Source organism: Proteus sp. G2675 (assembly GCF_963886535.1).
Taxonomy (GTDB): Bacteria; Pseudomonadota; Gammaproteobacteria; order Enterobacterales; family Enterobacteriaceae; genus Proteus; species Proteus mirabilis.
Window position 1 is genome coordinate 197076 of sequence record NZ_CAWPCB010000036.1, and the last position, 22724, is coordinate 219799.

Below are 22724 nucleotides of genomic sequence, written 5' to 3' on the forward strand. Positions count from 1 at the left end.
CATGTTCGGAAAATTAACTCTCGATGCAATCCCGCTACAAGAACCCATTGTTGTCGTAACCCTAATCGGCATCATTCTTGGCGGTCTTGCTGTTGTTGGCGCTTTAACCTATTTCCGTAAGTGGAAATGGCTATGGAGCGAATGGTTAACCAGTGTTGACCATAAAAAAATTGGTATTATGTATATCATCGTTGCAATGGTCATGATGTTCCGTGGCTTTGCCGATGCCATTATGATGAGAAGCCAACAGGCACTCGCCTCAGCGGGTGAAGCTGGTTTCTTACCACCTCATCACTACGATCAGATTTTTACCGCACACGGCGTTATCATGATTTTCTTCATGGCAACACCTTTCGTTGTCGGTCTGATGAACCTTGTTGTACCTTTACAAATTGGTGCGCGTGATGTGGCATTCCCATTCCTAAACTCACTGAGTTTCTGGTTCTTTGTCGTCGGTGTACTGCTTATCAATATCTCTTTAGGTATTGGTGAATTCGCACAAACAGGTTGGTTAGCTTACCCACCACTTTCGGGCTTGGAGTACAATCCTGGGGTCGGGGTCGACTATTGGATATGGAGTTTACAGATATCCGGTATTGGTACGCTTCTGACGGGGGTTAACTTCTTCGCCACTATCCTGCGTATGCGTGCACCAGGCATGACAATGATGAAAATGCCAGTGTTCTCATGGGCTGCATTATGTACTAACGTACTGATTATCGCTGCATTCCCAATTTTAACCGTCACTATCACACTACTGACGTTAGACCGCTATCTTGGTACACACTTCTTTACCAATGATATGGGCGGTAACATGATGATGTACATCAACCTTGTTTGGGCTTGGGGTCATCCAGAAGTTTATATTCTTATTCTGCCAGTCTTTGGTGTGTTCTCTGAAGTTACCGCGACGTTCTCTAAAAAACGTCTATTCGGTTATACCTCTTTAGTCGGTGCGACCGTTGTTATCACCGTCTTATCATTTATCGTTTGGTTACACCACTTCTTTACCATGGGCTCAGGTGCCAACGTTAATGCCTTCTTCGGTATAGCCACCATGATCATCGCTATACCCACAGGGGTTAAAATCTTTAACTGGCTGTTTACCATGTATCAGGGCCGTATCGAGTATAAAAGCCCTATGCTATGGACAATCGGTTTCTTAGTCACCTTCTCAGTAGGGGGGATGACTGGGGTACTATTAGCGGTTCCTGGCGCAAACTTTGTATTACATAACAGCTTGTTCTTAATCGCTCACTTCCACAACGTTATTATCGGTGGTGTGGTGTTCGGTTGTTTTGCTGGTATGACTTACTGGTTCCCTAAAGCATTTGGCTTCACGCTTAATGAAAAATGGGGTATCCGCGCATTCTGGTTCTGGTTTATCGGTTTCTTTATGGCCTTTATGCCACTGTATATCCTTGGCTTTATGGGTATGACTCGCCGTTTAAGCCAAAATATCAACCCAGAATTCCACCCAATGCTGATGGTTGCTGCAGGTGGTGCCGCTCTGATTGCTCTTGGTATTGTTTGCCAAGTTATCCAAATTTACGTCAGTATCCGCGATCGCCACTTAAACCGTGATTTAACAGGTGATCCATGGGGTGGACGTACTCTGGAATGGTCAATTTCTTCTCCTGCACCTTTCTATAACTTTGCCGTTGAACCGCAAGTGAAAGCTCGTGATGAGTGGTGGGATCAGAAAGAAAAAGGTACTGCTTATCAGCGCCCTGCAAAATATGAACCTATCCATATGCCAAAAAATACCGCAGCAGGCGTCATTATCTCTGCATTTAGTTTAGTGTTTGGCTTTGCCATGATCTGGCATATCTGGTGGTTAGCTATTGTTGGGTTCGCAGGAATGATAGTCACTTGGATCGCGAAAAGCTTCGATACAGATGTTGATTACTATGTCCAAGTACCTGAAATTGAAGCCATCGAGAATAAGCATTATGAAGAACTGAAAAAAGCAGGTGTGAAATAATGTCAACTCAAACTTTAAATAACGCAAACGCCCATGAGCATCATGGGCACCACGATGCAGGAGCGACGAAAGTTTTCGGCTTCTGGATCTATCTAATGAGCGACCTTATCCTGTTTGCCAGCTTATTCGCCACTTATGCGGTGCTTGTTAACGGGATTGCTGATGGTCCTTCTGGTAAAGAAATCTTTAGCCTGCCTTTTGTTTTAGTTGAAACCTTCTTACTACTGTTTAGTAGTATCACTTTTGGTTTCGCCATGCTTAGCATGAATAAAGGTAGTGTTAGCCAAGTCAATCTGTGGCTATTCGTTACCTTCTTATTCGGTTTAGGCTTCGTGGTAATGGAAGTATATGAGTTCCATGAACTTATCGCTGAAGGTTATGGCCCAGATCGCAGTGCATTCTTATCGGCATTCTTTGCCTTAGTATCAACACACGGTCTGCACGTAACAGCGGGATTAGTTTGGATTATTATTATGATGATCCAAGTATCACGCCGTGGTTTAACTGATGTTAATCGCACCCGTTTAAGTTGCTTAAGCCTGTTCTGGCACTTCCTTGATGTTGTCTGGATCTGTGTGTTCACCGTAGTTTATCTGATGGGAGCGATGTAATGAGTCATCCAAATACTTCTCCTTCAGGCGCAAGCCACGGCAGCATGAAGTCCTATCTGATTGGCTTTATTCTGTCCGTTATCCTCACCGTGATCCCATATTGGATGGTGATGGAAGGAACAGCTACAACCTCAACTATCTTATGGACAGTCGTTGGTATGGCCGTCGTACAGATTGTTGTTCATTTAGTCTGTTTCTTACATATGAACACGTCCTCAGAAGAGCGCTGGAACGTTATCGCATTCCTATTCACCTTGTTGATTATCGGCATTGTTGTGATTGGCTCACTGTGGATTATGTACAACCTGAACATCAATATGATGATGGATTAAGAGTTGTCGCTATGATTAAGCAATACCTACAAGTCACCAAACCAGGAATTATTTTCGGAAATTTAATTTCTGTGATAGGTGGTTTCCTTCTCGCCTCAAAAGGCGAGATTGACTACCCCCTATTTTTCGCGACTCTACTTGGGGTGTCTCTGGTCGTTGCTTCTGGTTGTGTTTTTAACAACTATATTGACCGTGATATTGACCGTATCATGGAAAGAACGAAGAATCGTCCATTAGTTCAAGGATTAATCGACCCGCAAATTAGCCTTATTTATGCCTCAGTATTAGGTATTGCAGGTGTTGTGCTGCTCTATGTAGCAGCCAACCCACTTGCAATGTTTATCGCTGTATTCGGCTTTATTATTTATGTTGGGGTTTATAGCCTCTATATGAAACGTAAATCTGTTTATGGCACACTGATTGGTAGTTTATCAGGCTCTGCACCACCGGTTATCGGCTACTGTGCTGTTAGCGGTGAATTTGATGCGGGTGCAGCAATTTTATTACTTATCTTTAGTTTGTGGCAAATGCCTCACTCTTATGCCATTGCGATTTTCCGTTTTAAAGACTACCAAGCAGCCAATATCCCCGTATTACCTGTTATTAAAGGGATCTCAGTCGCTAAGCGCCATATTATTCTCTATATTCTGGCCTTTATGATTGCAACGCTGATGCTAACTTTAGTGGGATATGCAGGGTATAAATACCTGATTGTTGCCTCTGCAGTCAGTATCTGGTGGTTGGGCATGGCATTATCTGGTTATAAAGCAACCAATGATAAAGTGTGGGCAAGAAAATTATTTATATTTTCTATCATTGCCATTACATCATTAAGTGTAATGATGTCTGTTGATCCCACCAGTTCAACAGAAACGGTTCTCGCTTATCTGAGATAATGTAATTTCAATTGCAAAAAATGCTAATGCCAGTCAATCATGACTGGCATTTTTAGTTTAAATGCCACATTCAGCCTTATCAGTACAATTTCGTCTTTTTTTGTATCCCATTTATTGATTAACCTCGTGACAAAATACTATTACAATGAGGTATCAGTAATACGAGGTAATCCATGAATGATAATAAAATGACTCCATTAGAGCGCAAAGCGACATGGGGACTAGGAGCTGTTTTCTCTCTTCGCATGCTTGGCATGTTTATGGTACTTCCCGTTTTAACCACCTACGGACTGCAACTACAACATGCGACAGAATCGCTAATTGGATTAGCTATTGGTATTTATGGATTAACTCAAGCAATCTTCCAAATTCCTTTTGGATTTTTCTCAGACAAATTTGGCCGAAAATCAATGATTGTTTTCGGCTTAATTATTTTTATTGTTGGTAGCATTATTGCTGCTTTAAGTGACAGCATTTATGGCATTATCATCGGGCGAGCATTACAAGGTGCTGGAGCTATATCTGCCGCAGTGATGGCTCTGTTATCTGATCTAACCCGCGAACAAAATAGAACCAAAGCAATGGCCTTTATTGGCATTAGCTTTGGTATTACGTTTGCCTTAGCCCTTGTTTTAGGGCCAATACTCACACATATTTTTGGCTTACAAGGCCTATTTTGGGGCATTGCCCTACTCGCTTTCTGCGGGATTATGATCACCCTCATTACCGTACCGAATAGCGAACATCATATACTTAATCGAGAATCAAGTTTTGTACGAGGAAGTGTCAAAAAAGTTTTATTTGATGCGCAATTATTAAAGCTTAATGTCGGGATTTTTTCACTACACACTTTATTGATGGCCGCTTTTGTCGCACTTCCTTTGATCATGCATAATGCCGGATTAGTTAATGAGAAACATTGGGTTGTCTATCTAGTCACTATGCTGATTGCCTTTATTTCAGTATTACCCTTTATTATCTATGCAGAAAAAAAACGTAAAATGAAACAAGTGTTCTTACTGTGTATCTTTCTGCTGATTATTGCTCAAGCTATCTTTATGATTTCAGGAACTAGCTTGTGGCTAATTATTTTAGGTATTCAGATATTCTTTATTGGTTTTAATATTATGGAGGCACTGCTACCTTCATTAATTAGTAAAGAAGCACCGGCAGGTTATAAAGGCACGGCAATGGGGATTTATTCCACCAGCCAATTTCTAGGTGTAGCATTAGGTGGTATTTTAGGTGGATGGCTCTACCAACATTACGATGCTCAAGCAGTCTTTGCTGGATGTTTATTGATTGGCTTAGTTTGGTTTGCCATTAGCTTAACATTACGTCAACCACCTTATGTTAGTAGCTTACGTATAGAATTGCCGGCACATTTATCAAATGCTCAACAACAACAATTAGAGCAGAAATTTAAGCAACAACCTGGTGTTAATGAAGTGGTAATTATGGCACACGAACAAAGTGCTTATATTAAAGTGGATACCAAGCAGACACCAAGAGCGACATTAGAATCGTTAGTGCTCGGCGTTTAAACCTCATATACCCTGTAAATGCGCTGAATAAACCAAACAGCGCATTTTTTTATACTTTCGTCATTAATCACGAAAATTGGTAAATTGGAAAGGCTGACCTAATTCACCCTCTCTAACTAATTTCATCACAGCTTGCAAATCATCACGTGATTTACCTGTTACTCGTACTTGCTCACCTTGGATCTGTGCTTGTACTTTTAATTTGCTGTCTTTGATCATTTTAACGATTTTTTTCGCTAAAGGAGTATCAATACCTTGTTTTAAGGTCGCTTCTACACTGTATGTTTTTCCGCTGTGAGTCATCTCTTCAGGGATATTTAAAACAGCACCATCAATCCCTCTTTTTGCCATTTTCTCACGCAGAATATCTAATAACTGCTGCACCTGAAATTCAGATACACTAGTTGTTTTTACTGACTCAGTTTTTTCGTTTAATTCAAAACTTGCTTCAACATTACGAAAATCCCAACGAGTAGTCAGTTCACGTTGTGCGTTCTCTACCGCATTGCGCACTTCATGCAAGTCAACTTCAGATACGATATCAAAAGATGGCATTCGTTCTTCCTCAATAAATAAAAACAACCTGAATAATAGCTGTTTTTCACTCAGCAAAAAAGCCATACTCATGTCATTACTCTTGACTTTCCATATAACAAAGCAGAGATAGCTTCAGCAAGTGAAGATAAACGATGTTATAATTTGATATAGCTCTCAATTTGCATTGATAAAATTACCGAACTGTTAATAATATTAGGTTAATGTTAGATGAATAATATGGAGCGCCTGTTTACCATTTAGCAGGAGAAAAATGATGAAAATAACCGTATTAGGATGTGGTTCAATTGGTAAACTTTGGATTGCAGGATTAACGCAACAAGCCCATGAAGTACAAGGATGGTTAAGAATACCTCAACCTGATTTTGACGTTAACGTTGACTCCATTAATGGTATCCCATTTCAACAACGCATTATAGCCAACCAAAAAACATGGCTACAACACAGTGAGTTACTGCTTGTTTGCTTAAAGTCTTGGCAAGTTTCAGACGCGGTTAATGCACTTATCCCTCACCTCTCTGCTGATTGCCCGATTTTACTGATCCATAATGGTATGGGAACACTAGATGAACTCACCCTACCTGAAACACCGACTAAAAGAGCGATATTACAAGGTATAATCACTCATGGTGCTTATCAACAAGATCAAAAAGTGCTCCATACAGCAGAAGGGATCACCCACATTGGCCCACTAAATACAACAGCACGTCAATACGGTTATTTAGCTGAAATTTTACATCAAGCTTTACCGGATGTAGCTTGGCACAATGATATTCATACTATTAGCTGGCTAAAATTAGCCGTAAATTGTGTTATCAACCCTTTAACGGTGTTTTATCAATGTCGCAATGGTGATTTATTAAAATACCCTGAGCATATCCAGAAAGTCTGTGATGAAGTTTATCAGGTAATGGAGCGAGAAGGTGTTATACCTACCTCTAGATCACATTTACATGGTTATATTATCGATACCATAGAGCAAACTGCTAATAATTACTCATCTATGTATCAAGATGTGAAATATCAACGCCATACCGAAATCGATTATATTACAGGCTATCTATTACGTAGGGCATCAGAGCAAGGACTCGTGTTGCCCGAAAATAAGCGACTTTTTCAATTTATAAAACAGAAGGAAGGCAATTATGACCATATCCGCACTCATCTGTCTAGCTAATGGTAGTGAAGAAACAGAGGTTGTTACCACCGCTGATTTACTCGTTAGAGCTGGAATTAAGGTCATACTTGCTAGTGCTGAAGATGATGTTGATGACTTAGTGATCACCTGCTCACGAGGGATCAAATTAATTGCTGATGTCCCATTAGTTCGTGTTGTTGATCACCATTATGATGCCATTATTTTACCCGGAGGATTAATAGGTGCAGAAACCTTACGAGATAGTCCTCTTGTTGTTGAAAAAGTACGCCGCATGCACAGTGAAAATAGACTAGTTGCCGCTATTTGTGCAGCTCCTGCGATCATCTTAGAGTCTCATAACCTCTTTCCAATAGGCAATATGACAGGTTTCCCCGGCTTAAAAGATAAAATCGAACCTAAAAAATGGGTTGATTATCGGGTTTACTTTGACGAAAGAGTCAATCTGATTACTAGCCAAGCCCCTGCTACCACTATAGATTTCGCACTTAAAATTATTGAGCGCCTAAAAGGTAAAGCAGTTGCAGCTGATGTCGCTAAACAACTTGTATTACCACCAGGTATTTATAATTATCAAGATGAATTTACTGGGTTTGGGGATAGGTAAATACCATATATAGGATCTCTTACTTAACACCTAATCTTATTAATAAACATATTATTTAATAGTTATAAATCTATTTTTAAGACTTATTTCAATGTTTGTTTCTTGTTTTTGATTTCAAAAAACATACTAACAGGTTAAAATGTAAAATAACTTCTGGAGGATAAGGCATAATGAAAACTCTCCAATATCACAAGAACTTACCCAAACTTGTTACTTTAATTTCTATGGGATTAGCCTCAGTGCCAGCAGAAAGCTTCAAACATAACCAACTATCATTTACACCGGATATCCAATATTCTTTCAGTTCAGCGCAATTTAACCAATTCGTTGCTATCCCTATTGATGAAGCTACTGAAAAAATGAATATTTTAGCCGAATCAATTAATAAATATTTAATTCATTTAAAAGAAAAATGGATAAATCCTCCTCATTATTTTATTAATGAAGATGATTATTATCAAATAAACAAAAGTATAAAACGTTTAGATAATTCTTTAACTGATATCAAAAATATTCTTCTTTCATTACCAAAGAGTGATGCACAAAAAAAACAAAGTGTACTCTTATTTGGTCGTTCTTTAGCTCATTATCGGAGTGTATTAACAGAGTTTATTTCATTTATAGAACAAACTCATCAACCATCAAAAACAACTAATAAGAAACCTAATATAATAAGTGCTGATATGCAAAGATTAATACAAACAGAGCATAAAAAGTTAGGTCTAAGTAAACCTAAATTTAATAACCATTAATAAATATGATCGAAATTTCAATACATCCTGATATTGAAAATAAAACTATTGCTAATGAATACGCTAAATTATTAAAACTTTGGAAAGAAAAAAAAGTATTATCTTGTTATTTAGGTGCTGATGGTAAATGGGAAAATAGTGCGAAATTATGTCAATCTCTCATTTCTAAAATACATATTAGAATACCTAATGAACCTAAGTGGCATGAAAATATGCCTCAAATACAAAGAAAATCAAATCATTACTTAGTTTATTGTCAACATTGGCTTTACCCAAATAGATATCAAATTATTGCTATTATGTCACCTAATGCACACGAGTTAGAAAAAACATCATTCCTAGCAGAGTTGGAAAAAAGGGCTGAAGAATTTCAAAATAATTTTTAATAAACACTGCATTTTAATATATCCCCCCAAAATCATATTAGCATCCTAATTATTGGGGGGTATCTCTATTATATTATTAATACGACTTTCATAAAAAATAACTATATTACTTCTTACGATACACTTTTACGTTATTAAAGCCTTGTTCACGTAAATATAGTGCTTGTAAACGACTCATCATACCTCGCTCACAATAGAGCAAATAAGTTTTGCTGTTATCTAAATCACCAAATTGTGTACTTAATTTATAAAATGGTAATTCTTTAACATCTACACCCTCTAATTTTAGAGGTGAGTTTTCTTGTTCTTCTGGAGAGCGGATATCCAGTACAACGTCATTCGTTGCAAACTCAGAGACCATTTCAACTTCTGTTACTTGCTGTACCGTCTCTTCAGCAATACGGCGAATATCCATATTCTTAGCATTTTCAACAACACTATCGAGAATAGAAAAATCAAATTTTTCTTCTTCAGCTTCGATTTTGGCTTTAACCGCTTTTACTGTAGGATTCTTGGAGATAACACCACAAAACTCTGGCATAGTACGAGCAAAATCTTCCGTACCAATTTGGCGAGCGATATTAATGATATTTTCTTTATCGTGTGTGATAAGAGGACGCAGAATTAAGGTATCCGTCGCATTATCAATTAAACGTAGATTGGTTAATGTTTGGCTAGAAACCTGCCCTAATGCTTCACCTGTTACAATAGCTTGTACACCATAACGCTCAGCAACACGAGATGCCGCACGCACCATCATACGTTTCAGAACAACCCCCATCTGGCCATCATCAATTTTCTCTAAAATTTCTGCCACAACGGGTTCAAAATCAACGGCAACAAAATGTACTTTATGAGAGCGTCCAAAGCGGTTCCAAAGATAATGTGCAACTTGTTTAACACCAATTTCGTGGGCTGAACCACCAAGATTAAAAAAGCAGTAATGAACACGACTACCGCGGCGCATCAACATATAACTTGATACACCAGAATCATAACCACCAGAGATAAGTGATAATACATCTTCTTGTGTACCAATAGGGAAACCACCAATACCTTCATAGCGAGCATTAACTAGGATCAGCTTATCATCTTCAATTTCTAGATTAATGGTCACATCCGGACGAGTTAATTTTACTTTTGCACTTTCAACGTGTTGGTTAAAACCACCACCCACATAACGCTCTACTTCATTAGAAGTAAAACTGTGTTTACCACGGCGTTTAGCTCTTACGCAAAACGTTTTGTTTTCAACTAAATGACCAAAGGCAGCAAAGGTCTGTTCAAAAATATTATGTAAATCGGTATAGCTATGCTCTTCAACTTGTAAAAAGTGATGAATACCTGGGATACGAGTTAGCGCATCACACACCGCTTCGCTTTTACTTTCGTCTTTACTGACAACCACAATGTTGTCCCAGTGGCGAACAACCGTGATATCATCACCTAATGTACTTAATACATTGCGAATATTACTGGTCAGAATTTTGATAAAACGTATACGAACAGATTGGCTTTTGATCGTGATTTCGGGGAATAATTTAATAATAAACTTCATAGTCAATGGTCATAGGTTATTAAGTAGAGACATAAACTACAGTGATATTAATTGACTGGAGTTTATAAAAGTCACAAAGTATATCACCAATATTTAGGCCTCACCCGCAAAAATCGCTGACTGAATAAGAAATTTTCTTCTCAATTGTAGTAAGATGATCACTATTATTCAGCTAACATGCTTTATCATCAAAAATATTATGGCTAAAAAAACGACATCAATTAACCAAGACACCACGCAAACTCCAAGTTTTGAAGCTTCGATGCAAGAACTTGAGCAAATAGTTAACCGCTTAGAATCAGGTGAATTACCTTTAGAAGAGGCCCTTAATGAGTTCGAACATGGTGTTCGTTTAGCTCGTGTGGGACAAAAAACATTACAAGATGCTGAACAACGTGTTCGTATCTTACTCAAAGAGGATGATGACGCTACACCTGATGATTTTATCCAAGAGGCTGAATAATTGAGTAACGCAACTTTATGTACGGATGCGTTCCGTCAAAAATTACATTCTGCACATCAGCGTGTTGATGAAGCACTCAACCAAGCGCTACAAACGTTGCCTTTTTCTGATATGCCACTCAGCCAAGCAATGCGCTACGGAGCACTCTTGGGGGGGAAACGTTTACGCCCATTTCTCGTTTATGCGGTAGGAGAAATGTTTAACGTACCTGTTGCTAATCTTGATGTGCCAGCAGCCGCTATTGAGTGTATTCATGCATATTCACTGATCCATGACGACTTACCTGCAATGGACAATGATGATTTACGTCGAGGAAAACCCACTTGTCATATTGAGTTTGGCGAAGCCAATGCCATTTTAGCGGGTGATGCATTACAAACCTTGGCCTTTGAAATTTTGGCCAAAAATGCGATGCCTGATGTCGCCATTGCCGATCGCGTAGCCATGATTGCTGAATTAGCCACAGCCAGTGGTTTAGCGGGTATGTGTGGTGGACAGGCACTTGATCTTGATGCCGAAGATAAATCAATTGATCTTGCTGCTCTTGAGAAAATTCATTTACATAAAACAGGTGCGTTAATTCGTGCAGCGGTTCGCCTAGGGGCACTTAGCGCAGGGCAAAAAGGGCACGATGTGTTACCTGCACTGGATAAATATGCCCACTCCATAGGCTTGGCTTTCCAAGTTCAGGATGACATTTTAGATGTTATTGGGAGCACTGAAGAGACTGGAAAGCGACAGGGAAGTGATCAAGAAGCTGGAAAAAGTACTTATCCGGCTCTACTTGGTTTAGCACAAGCACAAAAGAAAGCACAGGAATTGTATAACGAAGCATTGGATGCCTTAGCGTTTCTTGAACAATACGAGTACGATACCTCTACGCTAAAACAATTAGCGAATTTTATCGTAGAACGGAAAAACTAATAAAAAATAAAAAGAGCAGCTTACCTGCTCTTTCCCTATTACAAGTCATTAATTAATAGGCATCACATGAGCATTGATATCGAAAAATATCCCACATTGGCGTTGGTTGAAACACCCGAAGATTTACGCCTATTACCAAAAGAGAGTTTACCTAAACTCTGTGATGAGCTAAGGCTATATCTTCTTAACAGTGTCAGCCGCTCAAGTGGTCACTTCGCCTCAGGTTTAGGTGCTATTGAGTTAACGGTTGCGCTTCATTACGTTTATAAAACTCCCTTTGACAATCTGATTTGGGATGTGGGCCATCAGGCTTACCCTCATAAAATATTAACGGGTCGTCGTGATCGCATTGATACTATTCGTCAAAAAAACGGCTTACATCCCTTCCCTTGGCGTGATGAGAGTGAATATGACAAACTCTGTGTTGGTCATTCATCCACCTCTATCAGTGCTGGGCTGGGTATGGCTGTTGCTGCAGAGCAAGAAAACCTAGGCAGAAAGACTGTTTGTGTGATTGGTGACGGTGCAATTACTGCAGGAATGGCATTTGAAGCCATGAATCATGCCGGTGATATTAATCCAGATATGCTAGTGGTACTTAACGATAATGAAATGTCGATTTCAGAAAATGTCGGGGCACTAAATAACCACCTTGCACAACTTCTATCTGGCAAACTGTATACCACGCTACGTGAAGGTGGCAAAAAAGTCTTTTCTGGTATTCCCCCAATTAAAGAATTACTGAAAAAGACAGAAGAACATATTAAAGGCATGGTTGTGCCCGGCACCATGTTTGAAGAGTTAGGTTTTAACTATATTGGTCCAGTTGATGGTCACGATGTTATTGCTTTAGTACAAACGCTCACGAATATGCGCGATCTAAAAGGGCCGCAACTTTTACATATTATGACCAAAAAAGGTCGGGGTTACGCTCCCGCAGAGCAAGATCCAATCAGTTGGCATGCGGTACCTAAATTTGATCCGAAGACCGGTACTTTACCTAAAAGCCCCAATGCACGCCCGACGTTTTCAAAAATTTTTGGGGACTGGTTATGTGAAGAAGCCGCCACTGATGAAAAATTAATGGCAATCACCCCTGCTATGCGTGAAGGCTCTGGTATGGTGCGCTTTTCTAAAGAGTACCCCGCACAATACTTTGATGTCGCAATTGCGGAGCAACACGCCGTCACCTTCGCTGCTGGATTAGCCATTGGTGGTTATAAGCCGATCGTGGCTATTTACTCCACCTTCTTACAACGCGCTTATGATCAAGTGATCCACGATGTGGCTATCCAAAAACTCCCGGTACTCTTTGCTATCGATCGTGGTGGCATTGTTGGTGCGGATGGTCAGACCCACCAAGGAGCTTTTGATCTCTCTTTTTTACGCTGTATCCCTAATATGATTATTATGGCACCTAGCGATGAAAATGAGTGTCGCCAAATGTTGCATACAGGTTACCATTATCAAGAAGGGCCTGTCGCTGTACGTTATCCTAGAGGTTCAGGGGTTGGTGCGCCATTACAACCGCTGAGCGAACTTCCTATAGGAAAAGGTATTATTCGTCGCCAAGGTAAAAGTATTGCAATTTTAAACTTCGGAACCTTATTACCCGAAGCCTTAGATGTTGCAGAAAAACTGGATGCAACAGTTGCAGATATGCGCTTTATCAAACCACTAGATAAAGAACTGATCCTTTCCCTTGCCAAACAACACGACATACTGGTCACCTTAGAAGAAAATGCCATTATGGGTGGCGCAGGTAGCGGCGTTAACGAGTTATTAATGCAAGAGCGTTGTTTAGTGCCCGTACTCAATTTAGGGTTACCTGATCTTTTTGTGCCACAAGGTGGACAAGAAGAGATCAGAGCCGATTTAGGACTTGATGCAACAGGCATTGAAAAATCGATTAAAGCTTATCAGGCTCATTCTTTGAGCTAATATTTCAAAAGTCTCTCTTGCTTGTAAAGCCGGAGAGACTATTGATAAGGTTAATAAATTCTGACTTTATTTTCTTGTAAAAACTGCCCTTATTTCTTTTCTTTTTTAATTATTTTCAAATCTTGTTAAAGATCACTTTTTAATGAAATTAACTGTAATTTATCAATTTTAAAATTGAATCCATTCAGCGTTAATTGATTCAATCAGTTAGATTTTTCCTTTTTTCTTTCCTTTAACGAAACGTTTCGATCACCTTCACAATATAAATAAATCCAACTTGTTTTCCTATTTTCATTTCCTACTATGTAGAACAGCGAAACGTTTCGCTGAGGAGGCAAAGATGAAAAAAGGTGTATTACTTAATAGTTCAATTTCTAGCGTAATTGCACGTTTAGGACATACTGACAAAATAACGATTGCAGATGCTGGATTACCCATACCCTCCTCTGTTGAGCGTATCGATCTTGCTTTAACTCAGGGGATCCCTGACTTTATGTCAGTGTTACAAACGATCACCCATGAAATGCAAGTCGAAGCCGTTATGCTTGCCATAGAAATTAAAAATATAAACCCACTTCTTTTTAGTGAGATAACCCGTTATTTGCATTTATTAGAACAACAACAAAAAAAACCTATCGAGATCATTTATGTCACTCATGAAGAATTTAAAAAACAACTTCCAGATAATAAAGCGGTGATAAGAACAGGTGAATGCTCTCCTTATGCCAATATCGTGCTGTTTTCTGGTGTGACTTTCTGAGGCCAATATGGAAGCATTACTTGAATTAAAAAATATTGATAAATCATTTCCAGGCGTAAAAGCATTATCTGGTGCGACGTTACGAATTTATCCTGGCCGAGTGATGGCACTTGTTGGTGAAAATGGCGCAGGTAAATCCACACTAATGAAAGTGCTAACAGGTATCTACCAAAAAGACGCAGGTGAAATTATTTATCAAGGGGAACGTTGCTCTTTTAATGGTCCTAAGTCTTCTCAAGAAGCCGGAATAGGTATTATCCATCAAGAACTCAATCTTATCCCTGAATTAACCATTGCAGAAAATATCTTTTTAGGTCGCGAGTTTACCCGTGCATTTGGTGCCATTGATTGGAAAAAAATGTATGCAGAAGCGGATAAATTACTTGCTCGCTTAAACCTTCCTTATCGCAGTCATCGCTTAGTTTCTGAATTATCCATTGGTGATCAGCAAATGGTTGAAATTGCCAAAGTACTCAGTTTTGGCTCTAAAGTGATTATTATGGATGAACCGACAGATGCATTGACAGACACCGAAACTCGCTCTCTGTTTAGTGTGATAACTGAATTAAGAAATCAAGGTTGTGGCATTGTCTATATCTCACATCGATTAAAAGAAATTTTTGATATTTGTGATGATGTAACTGTGTTGCGCGATGGTCAATTTATTGGCGAAAAGCCCGTTTCTTCATTACAAGAAGAGACACTTATTGAAATGATGGTAGGCCGTAAATTAGAAGATCAATACCCTCGCATCCATATTCCTGCAGGAAAAACTAAACTTAATGTCTCTCACTTAAGTGGTGCAGATATACATGATGTCAGCTTCTCCCTATATGAAAATGAAATTTTAGGTATTTCAGGGTTAATGGGCGCAGGCCGTACTGAATTAATGAAAATGATTTACGGTGCATTGCCAAAAACACAAGGTAGCGTGGCGTTAGAAGGTAAAATTTGTCAGATCAAAAAGCCTGCAGATGCACTTGCCCAAGGTATTGTTTATATCTCTGAAGACAGAAAACGCGATGGTTTAGTGCTAGGAATGTCAGTAAAAGAGAATATGTCACTGACGGCGCTACCTTATTTTAGTCGCACTATGGGGATCTTAAATCATAAAGAAGAGCAATTAACTGTCAGTGACTTTATTAAATTGTTCAACATAAAAACCCCGTCCATCAATCAGATCATTGGTTTTTTATCAGGCGGTAATCAACAAAAAGTCGCTATTGCTCGCGGACTAATGACCCGTCCTAAAGTACTTATTCTTGATGAGCCTACCCGCGGTGTTGATGTGGGGGCGAAAAAAGAGATTTACCAATTAATTAATAAGTTTAAACAAGAGGGATTAAGCATCATTTTGATCTCTTCAGAAATGCCAGAGGTAATGGGAATGAGTGACCGCATTTTAGTTATGCATGAAGGTCGTATCAGCGGTGAGTTTTCTGCCAATAATGTCACACAAGAGATGCTAATGGCGGCGGCTGTTGGTAAACAATATGGTGCTACAGTAGGAGTTTGAGATGAGTACAAAATCAATACCAGCGTCAAAACGATGGTTCTCTAAGGCTTGGTTATTAGAACAAAAATCACTCATTGCCTTATTGTTGCTTATTGTCGTGGTTTCAACACTCAGCCCGAATTTTTTTACCTTAAATAATATTTTTAACATTCTACAACAAACCTCTGTTAACGCAATTATGGCTGTAGGTATGACATTAGTCATTTTAACCTCTGGTATCGATTTATCGGTAGGTTCATTACTCGCTTTAACCGGTGCTGTTGCTGCTTCTATGGTAGGGGCTGATGTTAATGCGTTAGTGGCTGTTGTCGGTGCTTTAGCATTAGGAGCCGCTATTGGTGGCGTTACAGGTGTCATTATCGCTAAAGGTAAAGTGCAGGCATTTATTGCCACATTAGTGATGATGCTGTTATTGCGTGGTGTCACGCGTGTTTATACTGATGGCAGTCCAATAAATACAGGATTTAGCGATAATGCCGACCTGTTTAGCTGGTTTGGTATTGGACGCCCCTTTGGGATCCCCACCCCTATTTGGCTGATGATGATTGTCTTTTTAAGCGCGTGGTATGTATTGCATCACACACGCTTGGGTCGCTATATCTATGCCCTTGGAGGAAACGAAGCAGCAACCCGTTTATCTGGTATTAGTGTCGATAAAATCAAAATTATTGTTTATGCGCTTTGCGGTTTATTAGCGGCCCTTGCCAGTGTCATTGAAGTTGCTCGTCTTTCTTCCGCCCAACCAATGGCTGGCAATGGTTATGAACTGGATGCTATCGCCGCTGTCGTCTTAGGTGGTACCAGTCTTGCTGGCGGCAAAGGACGCATAATGGGCACACTTATTGGTGCGTTAATTTTAGGCTTTCTCAATAATGCACTCAATTTATTAGGCATATCATCCAATTATCAAATGATAGTCAAAGCTGTTGTCATCTTACTTGCCGTGCTGGTTGATAACAAAAAATAATACGCTTTCTCTTAATCCGAACCCCGACAGGAATATATTATGAAACTAAAAAAAATAGCAACGCTTCTCTCAGTGGTTGCTCTAAGCGCTACCATAAGTGCCAATGCATTAGCAAAAGAGTCTATCGCCCTCGTTATTTCAACGCTCAATAATCCTTTCTTTGTCACCATGAAAGACAGTGCACAAAAAGAGGCGGATAAATTAGGTTATGACTTAGTCGTACTTGATTCAATGGATAATCCAGCCAAAGAATTGGCAAATGTGCAGGACTTAACCGTAAAAGGCACCCGTTTAATGCTCATTAATCCAACGGATTCTGATGCTGTAGGTAATGCCGTGTTAATGGCAAATAAAGCTAAAATTCCTGTAGTAACCCTAGATAGAGTAGCCAATAAAGGTGAGGTTGTTAGCCATGTTGCTTCTGATAACCGCCTAGGAGGAAAAATGGCGGGAGATTATATTGCGGAAAAAGTGGGTAATGATGCCAAAGTGATCCAACTAGAAGGGATCGCCGGAACCTCCGCTTCTCGTGAGCGTGGAGAAGGCTTTAAACAAGCTGTTGATGCTCACAAACTTAATATATTAGCAAGCCAACCTGCTGACTTTGACCGTACTAAAGGCCTTAATGTTATGCAAAATCTATTAACCGCTAATCCTTCAGTGCAAGCGGTATTTGCTCAAAACGATGAAATGGCATTAGGGGCATTGCGTGCATTACAAACTGCAGGTCGTACCGATGTCTTAGTTGTTGGCTTCGATGGCACAAATGATGGCATTAAAGCGGTTAACCGAGGTGTTTTAGGTGCGACTATTGCACAACGCCCCGATCAAATTGGTATTATTGGTATTCAAACCGCTGATAAAATTCTGAAAGGGGAAAAAGTGGATCCCACTATTCCTGTTGAGCTTGAATTAGTCACTCAAAAATAATCACCCATCTAACCACGTAGTACTTTCACTGCGTGGTTAGTTTCGTTATAAACTAGGTTTTCAAAGGATAAAGGCTATGACAACTCCCCGCCTTGCTGTTTTAGGTAGCATTAACGTTGACCATATTATGAATATTGCACAATTTCCCAAGCCCGGAGAAACCGTGATTGGTCATGACTATAAAATAGCATTTGGTGGTAAAGGGGCAAATCAAGCCGTCGCTTGTGGACGTAGTGGTGCCGATATCACGTTTATAGCCTGTGTGGGAGATGATGCTATTGGTCGCGAAATCATCGCTCAATTAAAAACAGATAATATTGATACTGATGCAATTCGTATTATTCCCAAGACACCTACAGGTGTAGCAATGATCCTAGTTAATGAACAAGGCGAAAATGTCATTAGCATTGTTGCCGGAGCAAATAGTGCTCTCACTCCAAGCCATTTGCATCAGTATCGTCATATTATTGAACAAGCAGATGCTTTATTAATGCAATTAGAATCCCCTCTAGACACTGTCTTTGAGGCAGCAAAACAAGCCAAAGCACATCAAACAAAAGTGATTTTAAATCCCGCTCCTGCACAGCCGTTATCTGATGAATTTCTGAGTTTTATTGATATTATTACGCCAAATGAGACAGAAGCCGAAATATTAACCGGTATTTCTGTGCATGATGAAGTGGGTGCAGCTAAAGCGGCTAATATTTTGCACAGCAAAGGCATAAAACACGTTTTAATCACTTTAGGCAGTCGTGGCGTATGGTTTAGTGAACAAGGCACCGGTATGATCATTCCCGGTTTTCGTGTTGAAGCAGTTGATACTATTGCCGCAGGTGATACCTTTAACGGTGCATTTGTTACAGCGATATTAGAAGGTAAATCAGCTCATGATGCGATCCGTTTCGCCCATGCAGCCGCGGCAATTGCAGTGACACGTCATGGCGCGCAATCCTCCGTCCCTTGGCGTGATGAAATTAAGTCATTTTTAGCAGAGCGAGCATAATATTTTGGCAACAATGAAAGATGTCGCCCGTTTAGCGGGTGTTTCAACATCCACCGTTTCCCATGTTATCAATAACAATCGTTATGTGAGTGAAGGTATCCGCGCAAAGGTTAATCATGCAATAGCAACCTTAAATTACGCCCCTTCAGCATTAGCTCGTAGTTTAAAAATGAACTGCACACGTACCATAGGGATGTTAGTTACCGCCAGTAATAACCCCTTTTATGCTGAAGTCGTTCGAGGTGTTGAACGAAGTTGCTATGAACAAGGCTATAGCCTCATTTTATGCAACACCGAAGGCGACTATGAGCGCATGGATACTAGCCTGGAAACCTTGCTACAAAAGCGTGTCGATGGGCTGTTATTAATGTGTACTGAAGCCCGCGCACCATCAAGTGAAGTATTAAATCGTTATCCACGGTTACCCATGGTGATGATGGATTGGTCTCCATTTGAATACAGTAGCGATATTATTCAAGATAACTCCCTATTAGGGGGAGAATTAGCCACGAATTATTTAATTGAAAAAGGTTTTACTGACATCGCCTGTATTGCGGGTCCCCAAGATAAACTTCCCGCTAAACATCGCCTACAAGGCTACTATAATGCGATGCAACAAGCTGGGTTACCCATTCGTAAAGAGCTGGTTTTAACCAGTGATTTTGAGTTTGCGGGTGGCTTTAGTGCAATGCAAACACTGCTCTCACTCCCTATACAACCACAGGCCGTATTTACCTGTAATGATGCAATGGCGGTCGGTGCTTACCAAGCGATTTATCAAAAAGGACTACGTGTGCCTGATGATATTTCTATCGTCGGTTATGATGACATCGATTTAGCCTCTTATATGATCCCCCCTTTAACGACTATTCATCAACCCAAAGATGAATTGGGCAAACTTGCTGTAAGCCAATTATTACGTCGTATGGAAGATATTGAAGCACAAGCCAATCTATTAGTGTTAACACCCAAACTGATTGAACGAGGGTCAGTGATAAATTTTATAAAATAATAACAAGAAGATTAACACTATTATTACTGATACTCTCTTTTAAAGAGAGAGTAGTTATTTTATCTAAGTTAACAAAATAAATAATTATAAAATCAATAAGTTAATTTATGTTTTTAAATGATATTATTTCTTATTATTTTGTGTATTACCTTCTATATTTTATCTACTTTTTCTCATCTTTTATCTAATAATCCATGAAAGATGCAAAACTCTATCAGATCTATTATACTCTTATCCTTTCGCATTATCTGTGGCAATACTATTTTTGGTCATTTGGGTCATCATATTAGACTTTTTACGCTGAAACGATAATGTGTCCTTTTGTTTATCGGGCAAGTGTTATCCTCTTTGTGACGATTAATCACTTCCCATTTTGAAAAAATTTGAGAGTATTATTATGTCATTACCTTCTTGTCCTAAATGCAACTCAGAGTATACCTATGAAGATGGGGCAATGTATGTCTGCCCTGAATGTGCCCACGAATGGAACGATGCTGAGCCAACAACTGATAGCGATGAGCTGATTGTTAAAGATGCCCATGGTAATTTATTAGCCGATGGGGATTCAGTGACAGTCATTAAAGATCTAAAAGTAAAAGGTAGCTCAACGCCACTCAAAATTGGTACAAAAGTTAAAGGGATACGTTTAGTGGAAGGCGATCATAATATTGATTGTAAAATTGATGGCTTTGGACAAATGAAATTAAAATCTGAATTTGTGAAGAAAAGCTAATCTTGAATTATCATTAAAATGATTAATAACATTATTTTGATTTCAGAGGCGCTCATTAAGCGCCTTTTGTTTATAGCGATATGATTTATTTATTATCACCAAAGTGATCAAACCCTTTCAGATTAGGGTGCACTTCTTTACCTTCACGTAAATAACGTATACCTTCTGCAATTGGCATAATTTGCCCTATGCAATGAAAGTCAGCTCCCGTATGGGCTAAAGCAATATCTAAAGCCCCACGATTTATTTCAGGCACGGTAAAGCATAGTTCATAGTCTTCGCCACCACTTAATGCCCAAATTTCAGCTTGCTCTTTACTCACCTGTGATTTCATTGCCGCAGAATAAGGCAACGCATCTAAGTTAATACGAGCACCACAACCACTTGCCGTTAAAATATGGTTTAGATCTGAAATAAGACCATCAGAAATATCAATAGCAGCACTTGCTAAAGATCTTAATGCTTGCCCTTGTAAAAGACGAGGCTGCGGACGCAAATGCCTAGTAATAAAATAGTCTCGGCTTTCTGGTTGACTAGGTTGTAATCTATTTTGTAAAACCGCGAGTCCTGCCGCGCTATCCCCTAAAAAACCTGTAACATAAATCCAGTCACCAATTTTAGCCCCTGAGCGTAATAGTGCCATACCTTGAGGAACTAAACCTTGTATTGTGATGGTTAAGCTCAATGGCCCTTTGGTTGTATCCCCACCAATCAATTGAATAGAATAATACTCTGCTAATGCAAATAGAGAGCGACTAAAGGCCTCAAGCCAATCATTATCAACTTTTGGCAATGTTAAAGCTAATGAAGCCCAAGCAGGATCTGCCCCCACCGCGGCTAAATCACTAATATTGACCGCTAATGCTTTATACGCTAAATCTTCAGGGGAAATGGTTGGTAGGAAGTGTATTCCACTGACTAAGGTATCAGTACTAATTGCCACTTGTTGCTTTTCAGGTACAGTCAATATTGCACAGTCATCCCCAATTCCCATACTCACATCTTTGCGTTTAACTGGCTGAGAAGTGAAATATTGTTTAATGAGGGAGAATTCACCACAAGGCATTATCAATTTCCTATGAAGCAATGCTTATTAAATAAAAGGCCGGAGTAACCGGCCTTGGATTATTAATTTACCATAGAGGAAACGTGAAGAACGTTATTTTTTACGTACAGTTGGTGCAGCTTTATCTAACACGCCATTGACAAATTTATGGCTGTCATCAGCACCAAACACCTTAGCCAATTCAATCGCTTCGTTAATGGCTACTTTATAAGGAACATCTTCACGGAAGCTGAGTTCAAACATAGCTAAACGTAAAATCGCTTTTTCAACTTGGCCTAGCTCTTCCAGTTGACGTGATAAATAAGGCTCCATCGCCTTATCTAAACGTGCTGCATTGATTGCAACACCCACTAAAAGCTCACGGAAATAAGCAATATCTACACCTTGGGTATCCTGCTCGGATAAAAACTCCAATTCCACATCCGCGATGTCATTTCCGGATAATTGCCATGAGTAGATAGCTTGTACAGCACACTCACGAGCACGACGACGAGCAGCAGGTTTCACAAAATTCCCCTTTAGTTAAAACAGATGATTAGCCTTTAATGGCTTTAAGTACATTGATCATTTCAAGTGCTGTCATTGCAGCTTCAGCACCTTTATTGCCCGCTTTAGTACCAGCTCGTTCAATTGCCTGCTCAATGCTTTCAGTGGTTAATACACCAAAAGTCACAGGGATCTCACTTTGCATTGCAACATGAGAAAGGCCAGAGCTGCATTCGCCAGCAACGTATTCAAAATGTGCGGTTCCACCACGGATAACAGTACCTAACGCGATAACTGCATCATATTTGTCGCTTTCTGCTAATGCTTTTACAGTTAATGGCAACTCATAAGCGCCAGGAACCCAAACGACGGTAATATTTTCTGAGGAAACTTGTCCGATACGCTCAAGTGCATCAACGGCACCTTCTAACAAGCTATCATTAATAAAATTATTAAAACGGGCAATTGCAATCGCTACACGTGCGTTTGGCGCCGCGACAACACCTTTGATTACGTTCATAGGTTACCTTTTTCTCCTATCC

At 39.6% G+C, this 22724-nt stretch carries 24 protein-coding genes; 19 read left to right on the forward strand and 5 right to left on the reverse strand.

The annotated features are described in order from the left end of the window. Position 1: 1 nt before the first annotated feature. The 5 genes from cyoB to AACQ49_RS11915 all read left to right on the forward strand — a co-directional run bounded on the left by cyoB (position 2) and on the right by AACQ49_RS11915 (position 5367). Positions 2-1984, forward strand: a complete 1983-nt coding sequence (gene cyoB / locus AACQ49_RS11895) for a cytochrome o ubiquinol oxidase subunit I (RefSeq protein ID WP_004247222.1) — start codon at positions 2-4, stop codon at positions 1982-1984. After that, the gene (locus AACQ49_RS11900) at positions 1984-2595 is read left to right on the forward strand and encodes a cytochrome o ubiquinol oxidase subunit III (RefSeq protein WP_004245104.1); all 612 of its coding nucleotides are present in this window, start codon (positions 1984-1986) and stop codon (positions 2593-2595) included. The genes cyoB and AACQ49_RS11900 overlap by 1 nt, the downstream gene beginning before the upstream one ends. Continuing rightward, positions 2595-2927 (forward strand): cytochrome o ubiquinol oxidase subunit IV, encoded by a 333-nt coding sequence (locus AACQ49_RS11905; RefSeq protein WP_161779055.1) that lies wholly within the window; start codon positions 2595-2597, stop codon positions 2925-2927. Before AACQ49_RS11900 ends, AACQ49_RS11905 begins: the two co-directional genes overlap by 1 nt. Positions 2928-2938: 11 nt before the next feature. Then, the gene (cyoE, locus tag AACQ49_RS11910) at positions 2939-3823 is read left to right on the forward strand and encodes a heme o synthase (RefSeq protein ID WP_017827760.1); all 885 of its coding nucleotides are present in this window, start codon (positions 2939-2941) and stop codon (positions 3821-3823) included. A 173-nt stretch (positions 3824-3996) separates the two neighbouring features. Continuing rightward, positions 3997-5367 carry an MFS transporter gene (locus tag AACQ49_RS11915; protein ID WP_004247220.1) on the forward strand — a complete coding sequence of 457 codons (1371 nt, stop codon included), beginning with the start codon at positions 3997-3999 and terminating at the stop codon, positions 5365-5367. 63 nt (positions 5368-5430) lie between these two features. Here AACQ49_RS11915 and AACQ49_RS11920 read toward each other — a convergent pair whose 3' ends face one another. Then, positions 5431-5922 (reverse strand): YajQ family cyclic di-GMP-binding protein, encoded by a 492-nt coding sequence (locus tag AACQ49_RS11920; RefSeq protein WP_004245110.1) that lies wholly within the window; start codon positions 5920-5922, stop codon positions 5431-5433. Positions 5923-6178: 256 nt separating this feature from the next. On the opposite strand from AACQ49_RS11920, the gene panE reads away from it, so the two are divergent. The 4 genes from panE to AACQ49_RS11940 all read left to right on the forward strand — a co-directional run bounded on the left by panE (position 6179) and on the right by AACQ49_RS11940 (position 8823). Next, the gene (gene panE, locus AACQ49_RS11925) at positions 6179-7099 is read left to right on the forward strand and encodes a 2-dehydropantoate 2-reductase (protein WP_004247218.1); all 921 of its coding nucleotides are present in this window, start codon (positions 6179-6181) and stop codon (positions 7097-7099) included. Next, complete coding sequence (gene yajL, locus AACQ49_RS11930; RefSeq protein WP_004252560.1) at positions 7068-7685, forward strand: protein deglycase YajL; 618 nt, start codon at positions 7068-7070, stop codon at positions 7683-7685. Before panE ends, yajL begins: the two co-directional genes overlap by 32 nt. 170 nt (positions 7686-7855) lie before the next feature. Then, a complete protein-coding gene (locus AACQ49_RS11935; RefSeq protein ID WP_088206813.1) occupies positions 7856-8437 on the forward strand; it encodes a hypothetical protein in 582 nt (193 codons plus the stop codon). Positions 8438-8442: 5 nt separating this feature from the next. Next, positions 8443-8823 carry a type II toxin-antitoxin system YafO family toxin gene (locus AACQ49_RS11940; protein WP_113976768.1) on the forward strand — a complete coding sequence of 127 codons (381 nt, stop codon included), beginning with the start codon at positions 8443-8445 and terminating at the stop codon, positions 8821-8823. 106 nt (positions 8824-8929) lie between these two features. Here AACQ49_RS11940 and thiI read toward each other — a convergent pair whose 3' ends face one another. Next, positions 8930-10381, reverse strand: a complete 1452-nt coding sequence (gene thiI, locus AACQ49_RS11945) for a tRNA uracil 4-sulfurtransferase ThiI (protein ID WP_004245118.1) — start codon at positions 10379-10381, stop codon at positions 8930-8932. A 199-nt stretch (positions 10382-10580) separates the two neighbouring features. On the opposite strand from thiI, the gene xseB reads away from it, so the two are divergent. The 10 genes from xseB (at position 10581) to AACQ49_RS11995 (ending at position 20630) form a co-directional block, all read left to right on the forward strand. Then, the gene (gene xseB / locus AACQ49_RS11950; protein WP_004247215.1) at positions 10581-10844 is read left to right on the forward strand and encodes an exodeoxyribonuclease VII small subunit; all 264 of its coding nucleotides are present in this window, start codon (positions 10581-10583) and stop codon (positions 10842-10844) included. Continuing rightward, on the forward strand, positions 10845-11768 hold the full coding sequence (ispA, locus tag AACQ49_RS11955; protein ID WP_049196469.1) for a (2E,6E)-farnesyl diphosphate synthase: 924 nt from the start codon (positions 10845-10847) through the stop codon (positions 11766-11768). It abuts the gene before it with no gap. A 66-nt stretch (positions 11769-11834) separates the two neighbouring features. Beyond that, positions 11835-13709, forward strand: a complete 1875-nt coding sequence (gene dxs, locus AACQ49_RS11960) for a 1-deoxy-D-xylulose-5-phosphate synthase (RefSeq protein WP_004245121.1) — start codon at positions 11835-11837, stop codon at positions 13707-13709. Between the two features lie 340 nt (positions 13710-14049). Continuing rightward, entirely contained in the window at positions 14050-14469 is a 420-nt protein-coding gene (gene rbsD, locus AACQ49_RS11965; protein ID WP_020945202.1) for a D-ribose pyranase, read from the forward strand. A gap of 7 nt (positions 14470-14476) precedes the next feature. Further along, positions 14477-15985: a ribose ABC transporter ATP-binding protein RbsA gene (gene rbsA, locus AACQ49_RS11970; protein WP_004245123.1), complete on the forward strand. Its 1509-nt coding sequence runs from the start codon at positions 14477-14479 to the stop codon at positions 15983-15985. A gap of 1 nt (position 15986) precedes the next feature. Further along, entirely contained in the window at positions 15987-16952 is a 966-nt protein-coding gene (rbsC, locus tag AACQ49_RS11975) for a ribose ABC transporter permease (RefSeq protein WP_004245124.1), read from the forward strand. A 39-nt stretch (positions 16953-16991) separates the two neighbouring features. Further along, positions 16992-17882, forward strand: coding sequence for a ribose ABC transporter substrate-binding protein RbsB (rbsB, locus tag AACQ49_RS11980; protein ID WP_004247214.1), 891 nt, complete (start codon positions 16992-16994; stop codon positions 17880-17882). A 76-nt stretch (positions 17883-17958) separates the two neighbouring features. Beyond that, positions 17959-18885 (forward strand): ribokinase, encoded by a 927-nt coding sequence (gene rbsK / locus AACQ49_RS11985; protein ID WP_004245126.1) that lies wholly within the window; start codon positions 17959-17961, stop codon positions 18883-18885. 4 nt (positions 18886-18889) lie between these two features. After that, positions 18890-19897, forward strand: coding sequence for a ribose operon transcriptional repressor RbsR (rbsR, locus tag AACQ49_RS11990; RefSeq protein ID WP_170832171.1), 1008 nt, complete (start codon positions 18890-18892; stop codon positions 19895-19897). 397 nt (positions 19898-20294) lie between these two features. Beyond that, on the forward strand, positions 20295-20630 hold the full coding sequence (locus AACQ49_RS11995) for a zinc ribbon domain-containing protein YjdM (protein ID WP_004245134.1): 336 nt from the start codon (positions 20295-20297) through the stop codon (positions 20628-20630). Between the two features lie 85 nt (positions 20631-20715). Here the strand turns inward: AACQ49_RS11995 and thiL are convergent, their stop codons facing one another. The 3 genes from thiL to ribH form a co-directional block, all read right to left on the reverse strand. Continuing rightward, positions 20716-21696 (reverse strand): thiamine-phosphate kinase, encoded by a 981-nt coding sequence (gene thiL, locus AACQ49_RS12000; RefSeq protein WP_104731496.1) that lies wholly within the window; start codon positions 21694-21696, stop codon positions 20716-20718. 93 nt (positions 21697-21789) lie between these two features. Next, the gene (gene nusB / locus AACQ49_RS12005) at positions 21790-22203 is read right to left on the reverse strand and encodes a transcription antitermination factor NusB (RefSeq protein ID WP_004245136.1); all 414 of its coding nucleotides are present in this window, start codon (positions 22201-22203) and stop codon (positions 21790-21792) included. 28 nt (positions 22204-22231) lie between these two features. After that, the gene (gene ribH / locus AACQ49_RS12010) at positions 22232-22702 is read right to left on the reverse strand and encodes a 6,7-dimethyl-8-ribityllumazine synthase (protein ID WP_004245137.1); all 471 of its coding nucleotides are present in this window, start codon (positions 22700-22702) and stop codon (positions 22232-22234) included. Between the last annotated feature and the right edge of the window lie 22 nt (positions 22703-22724).

What these genes read in the sequence shown, in the direction of transcription:
- rbsC (WP_004245124.1), top strand. Translation starts at nt 15,987, where the DNA reads ATGAGTACAAAATCAATACCAGCGTCAAAACGATGGTTCTCTAAGGCT.
- yajL (WP_004252560.1), top strand. Translation starts at nt 7,068, where the DNA reads ATGACCATATCCGCACTCATCTGTCTAGCTAATGGTAGTGAAGAAACA.
- thiL (WP_104731496.1), bottom strand. Translation starts at nt 21,696, where the DNA reads ATGCCTTGTGGTGAATTCTCCCTCATTAAACAATATTTCACTTCTCAG.
- ribH (WP_004245137.1), bottom strand. Translation starts at nt 22,702, where the DNA reads ATGAACGTAATCAAAGGTGTTGTCGCGGCGCCAAACGCACGTGTAGCG.
- AACQ49_RS11995 (WP_004245134.1), top strand. Translation starts at nt 20,295, where the DNA reads ATGTCATTACCTTCTTGTCCTAAATGCAACTCAGAGTATACCTATGAA.
- cyoB (WP_004247222.1), top strand. Translation starts at nt 2, where the DNA reads ATGTTCGGAAAATTAACTCTCGATGCAATCCCGCTACAAGAACCCATT.
- thiI (WP_004245118.1), bottom strand. Translation starts at nt 10,381, where the DNA reads ATGAAGTTTATTATTAAATTATTCCCCGAAATCACGATCAAAAGCCAA.
- panE (WP_004247218.1), top strand. Translation starts at nt 6,179, where the DNA reads ATGAAAATAACCGTATTAGGATGTGGTTCAATTGGTAAACTTTGGATT.
- xseB (WP_004247215.1), top strand. Translation starts at nt 10,581, where the DNA reads ATGGCTAAAAAAACGACATCAATTAACCAAGACACCACGCAAACTCCA.
- AACQ49_RS11935 (WP_088206813.1), top strand. Translation starts at nt 7,856, where the DNA reads ATGAAAACTCTCCAATATCACAAGAACTTACCCAAACTTGTTACTTTA.
- cyoE (WP_017827760.1), top strand. Translation starts at nt 2,939, where the DNA reads ATGATTAAGCAATACCTACAAGTCACCAAACCAGGAATTATTTTCGGA.
- AACQ49_RS11920 (WP_004245110.1), bottom strand. Translation starts at nt 5,922, where the DNA reads ATGCCATCTTTTGATATCGTATCTGAAGTTGACTTGCATGAAGTGCGC.
- rbsD (WP_020945202.1), top strand. Translation starts at nt 14,050, where the DNA reads ATGAAAAAAGGTGTATTACTTAATAGTTCAATTTCTAGCGTAATTGCA.
- dxs (WP_004245121.1), top strand. Translation starts at nt 11,835, where the DNA reads ATGAGCATTGATATCGAAAAATATCCCACATTGGCGTTGGTTGAAACA.
- AACQ49_RS11915 (WP_004247220.1), top strand. Translation starts at nt 3,997, where the DNA reads ATGAATGATAATAAAATGACTCCATTAGAGCGCAAAGCGACATGGGGA.
- AACQ49_RS11940 (WP_113976768.1), top strand. Translation starts at nt 8,443, where the DNA reads ATGATCGAAATTTCAATACATCCTGATATTGAAAATAAAACTATTGCT.
- rbsB (WP_004247214.1), top strand. Translation starts at nt 16,992, where the DNA reads ATGAAACTAAAAAAAATAGCAACGCTTCTCTCAGTGGTTGCTCTAAGC.
- AACQ49_RS11905 (WP_161779055.1), top strand. Translation starts at nt 2,595, where the DNA reads ATGAGTCATCCAAATACTTCTCCTTCAGGCGCAAGCCACGGCAGCATG.
- rbsK (WP_004245126.1), top strand. Translation starts at nt 17,959, where the DNA reads ATGACAACTCCCCGCCTTGCTGTTTTAGGTAGCATTAACGTTGACCAT.
- rbsA (WP_004245123.1), top strand. Translation starts at nt 14,477, where the DNA reads ATGGAAGCATTACTTGAATTAAAAAATATTGATAAATCATTTCCAGGC.
- AACQ49_RS11900 (WP_004245104.1), top strand. Translation starts at nt 1,984, where the DNA reads ATGTCAACTCAAACTTTAAATAACGCAAACGCCCATGAGCATCATGGG.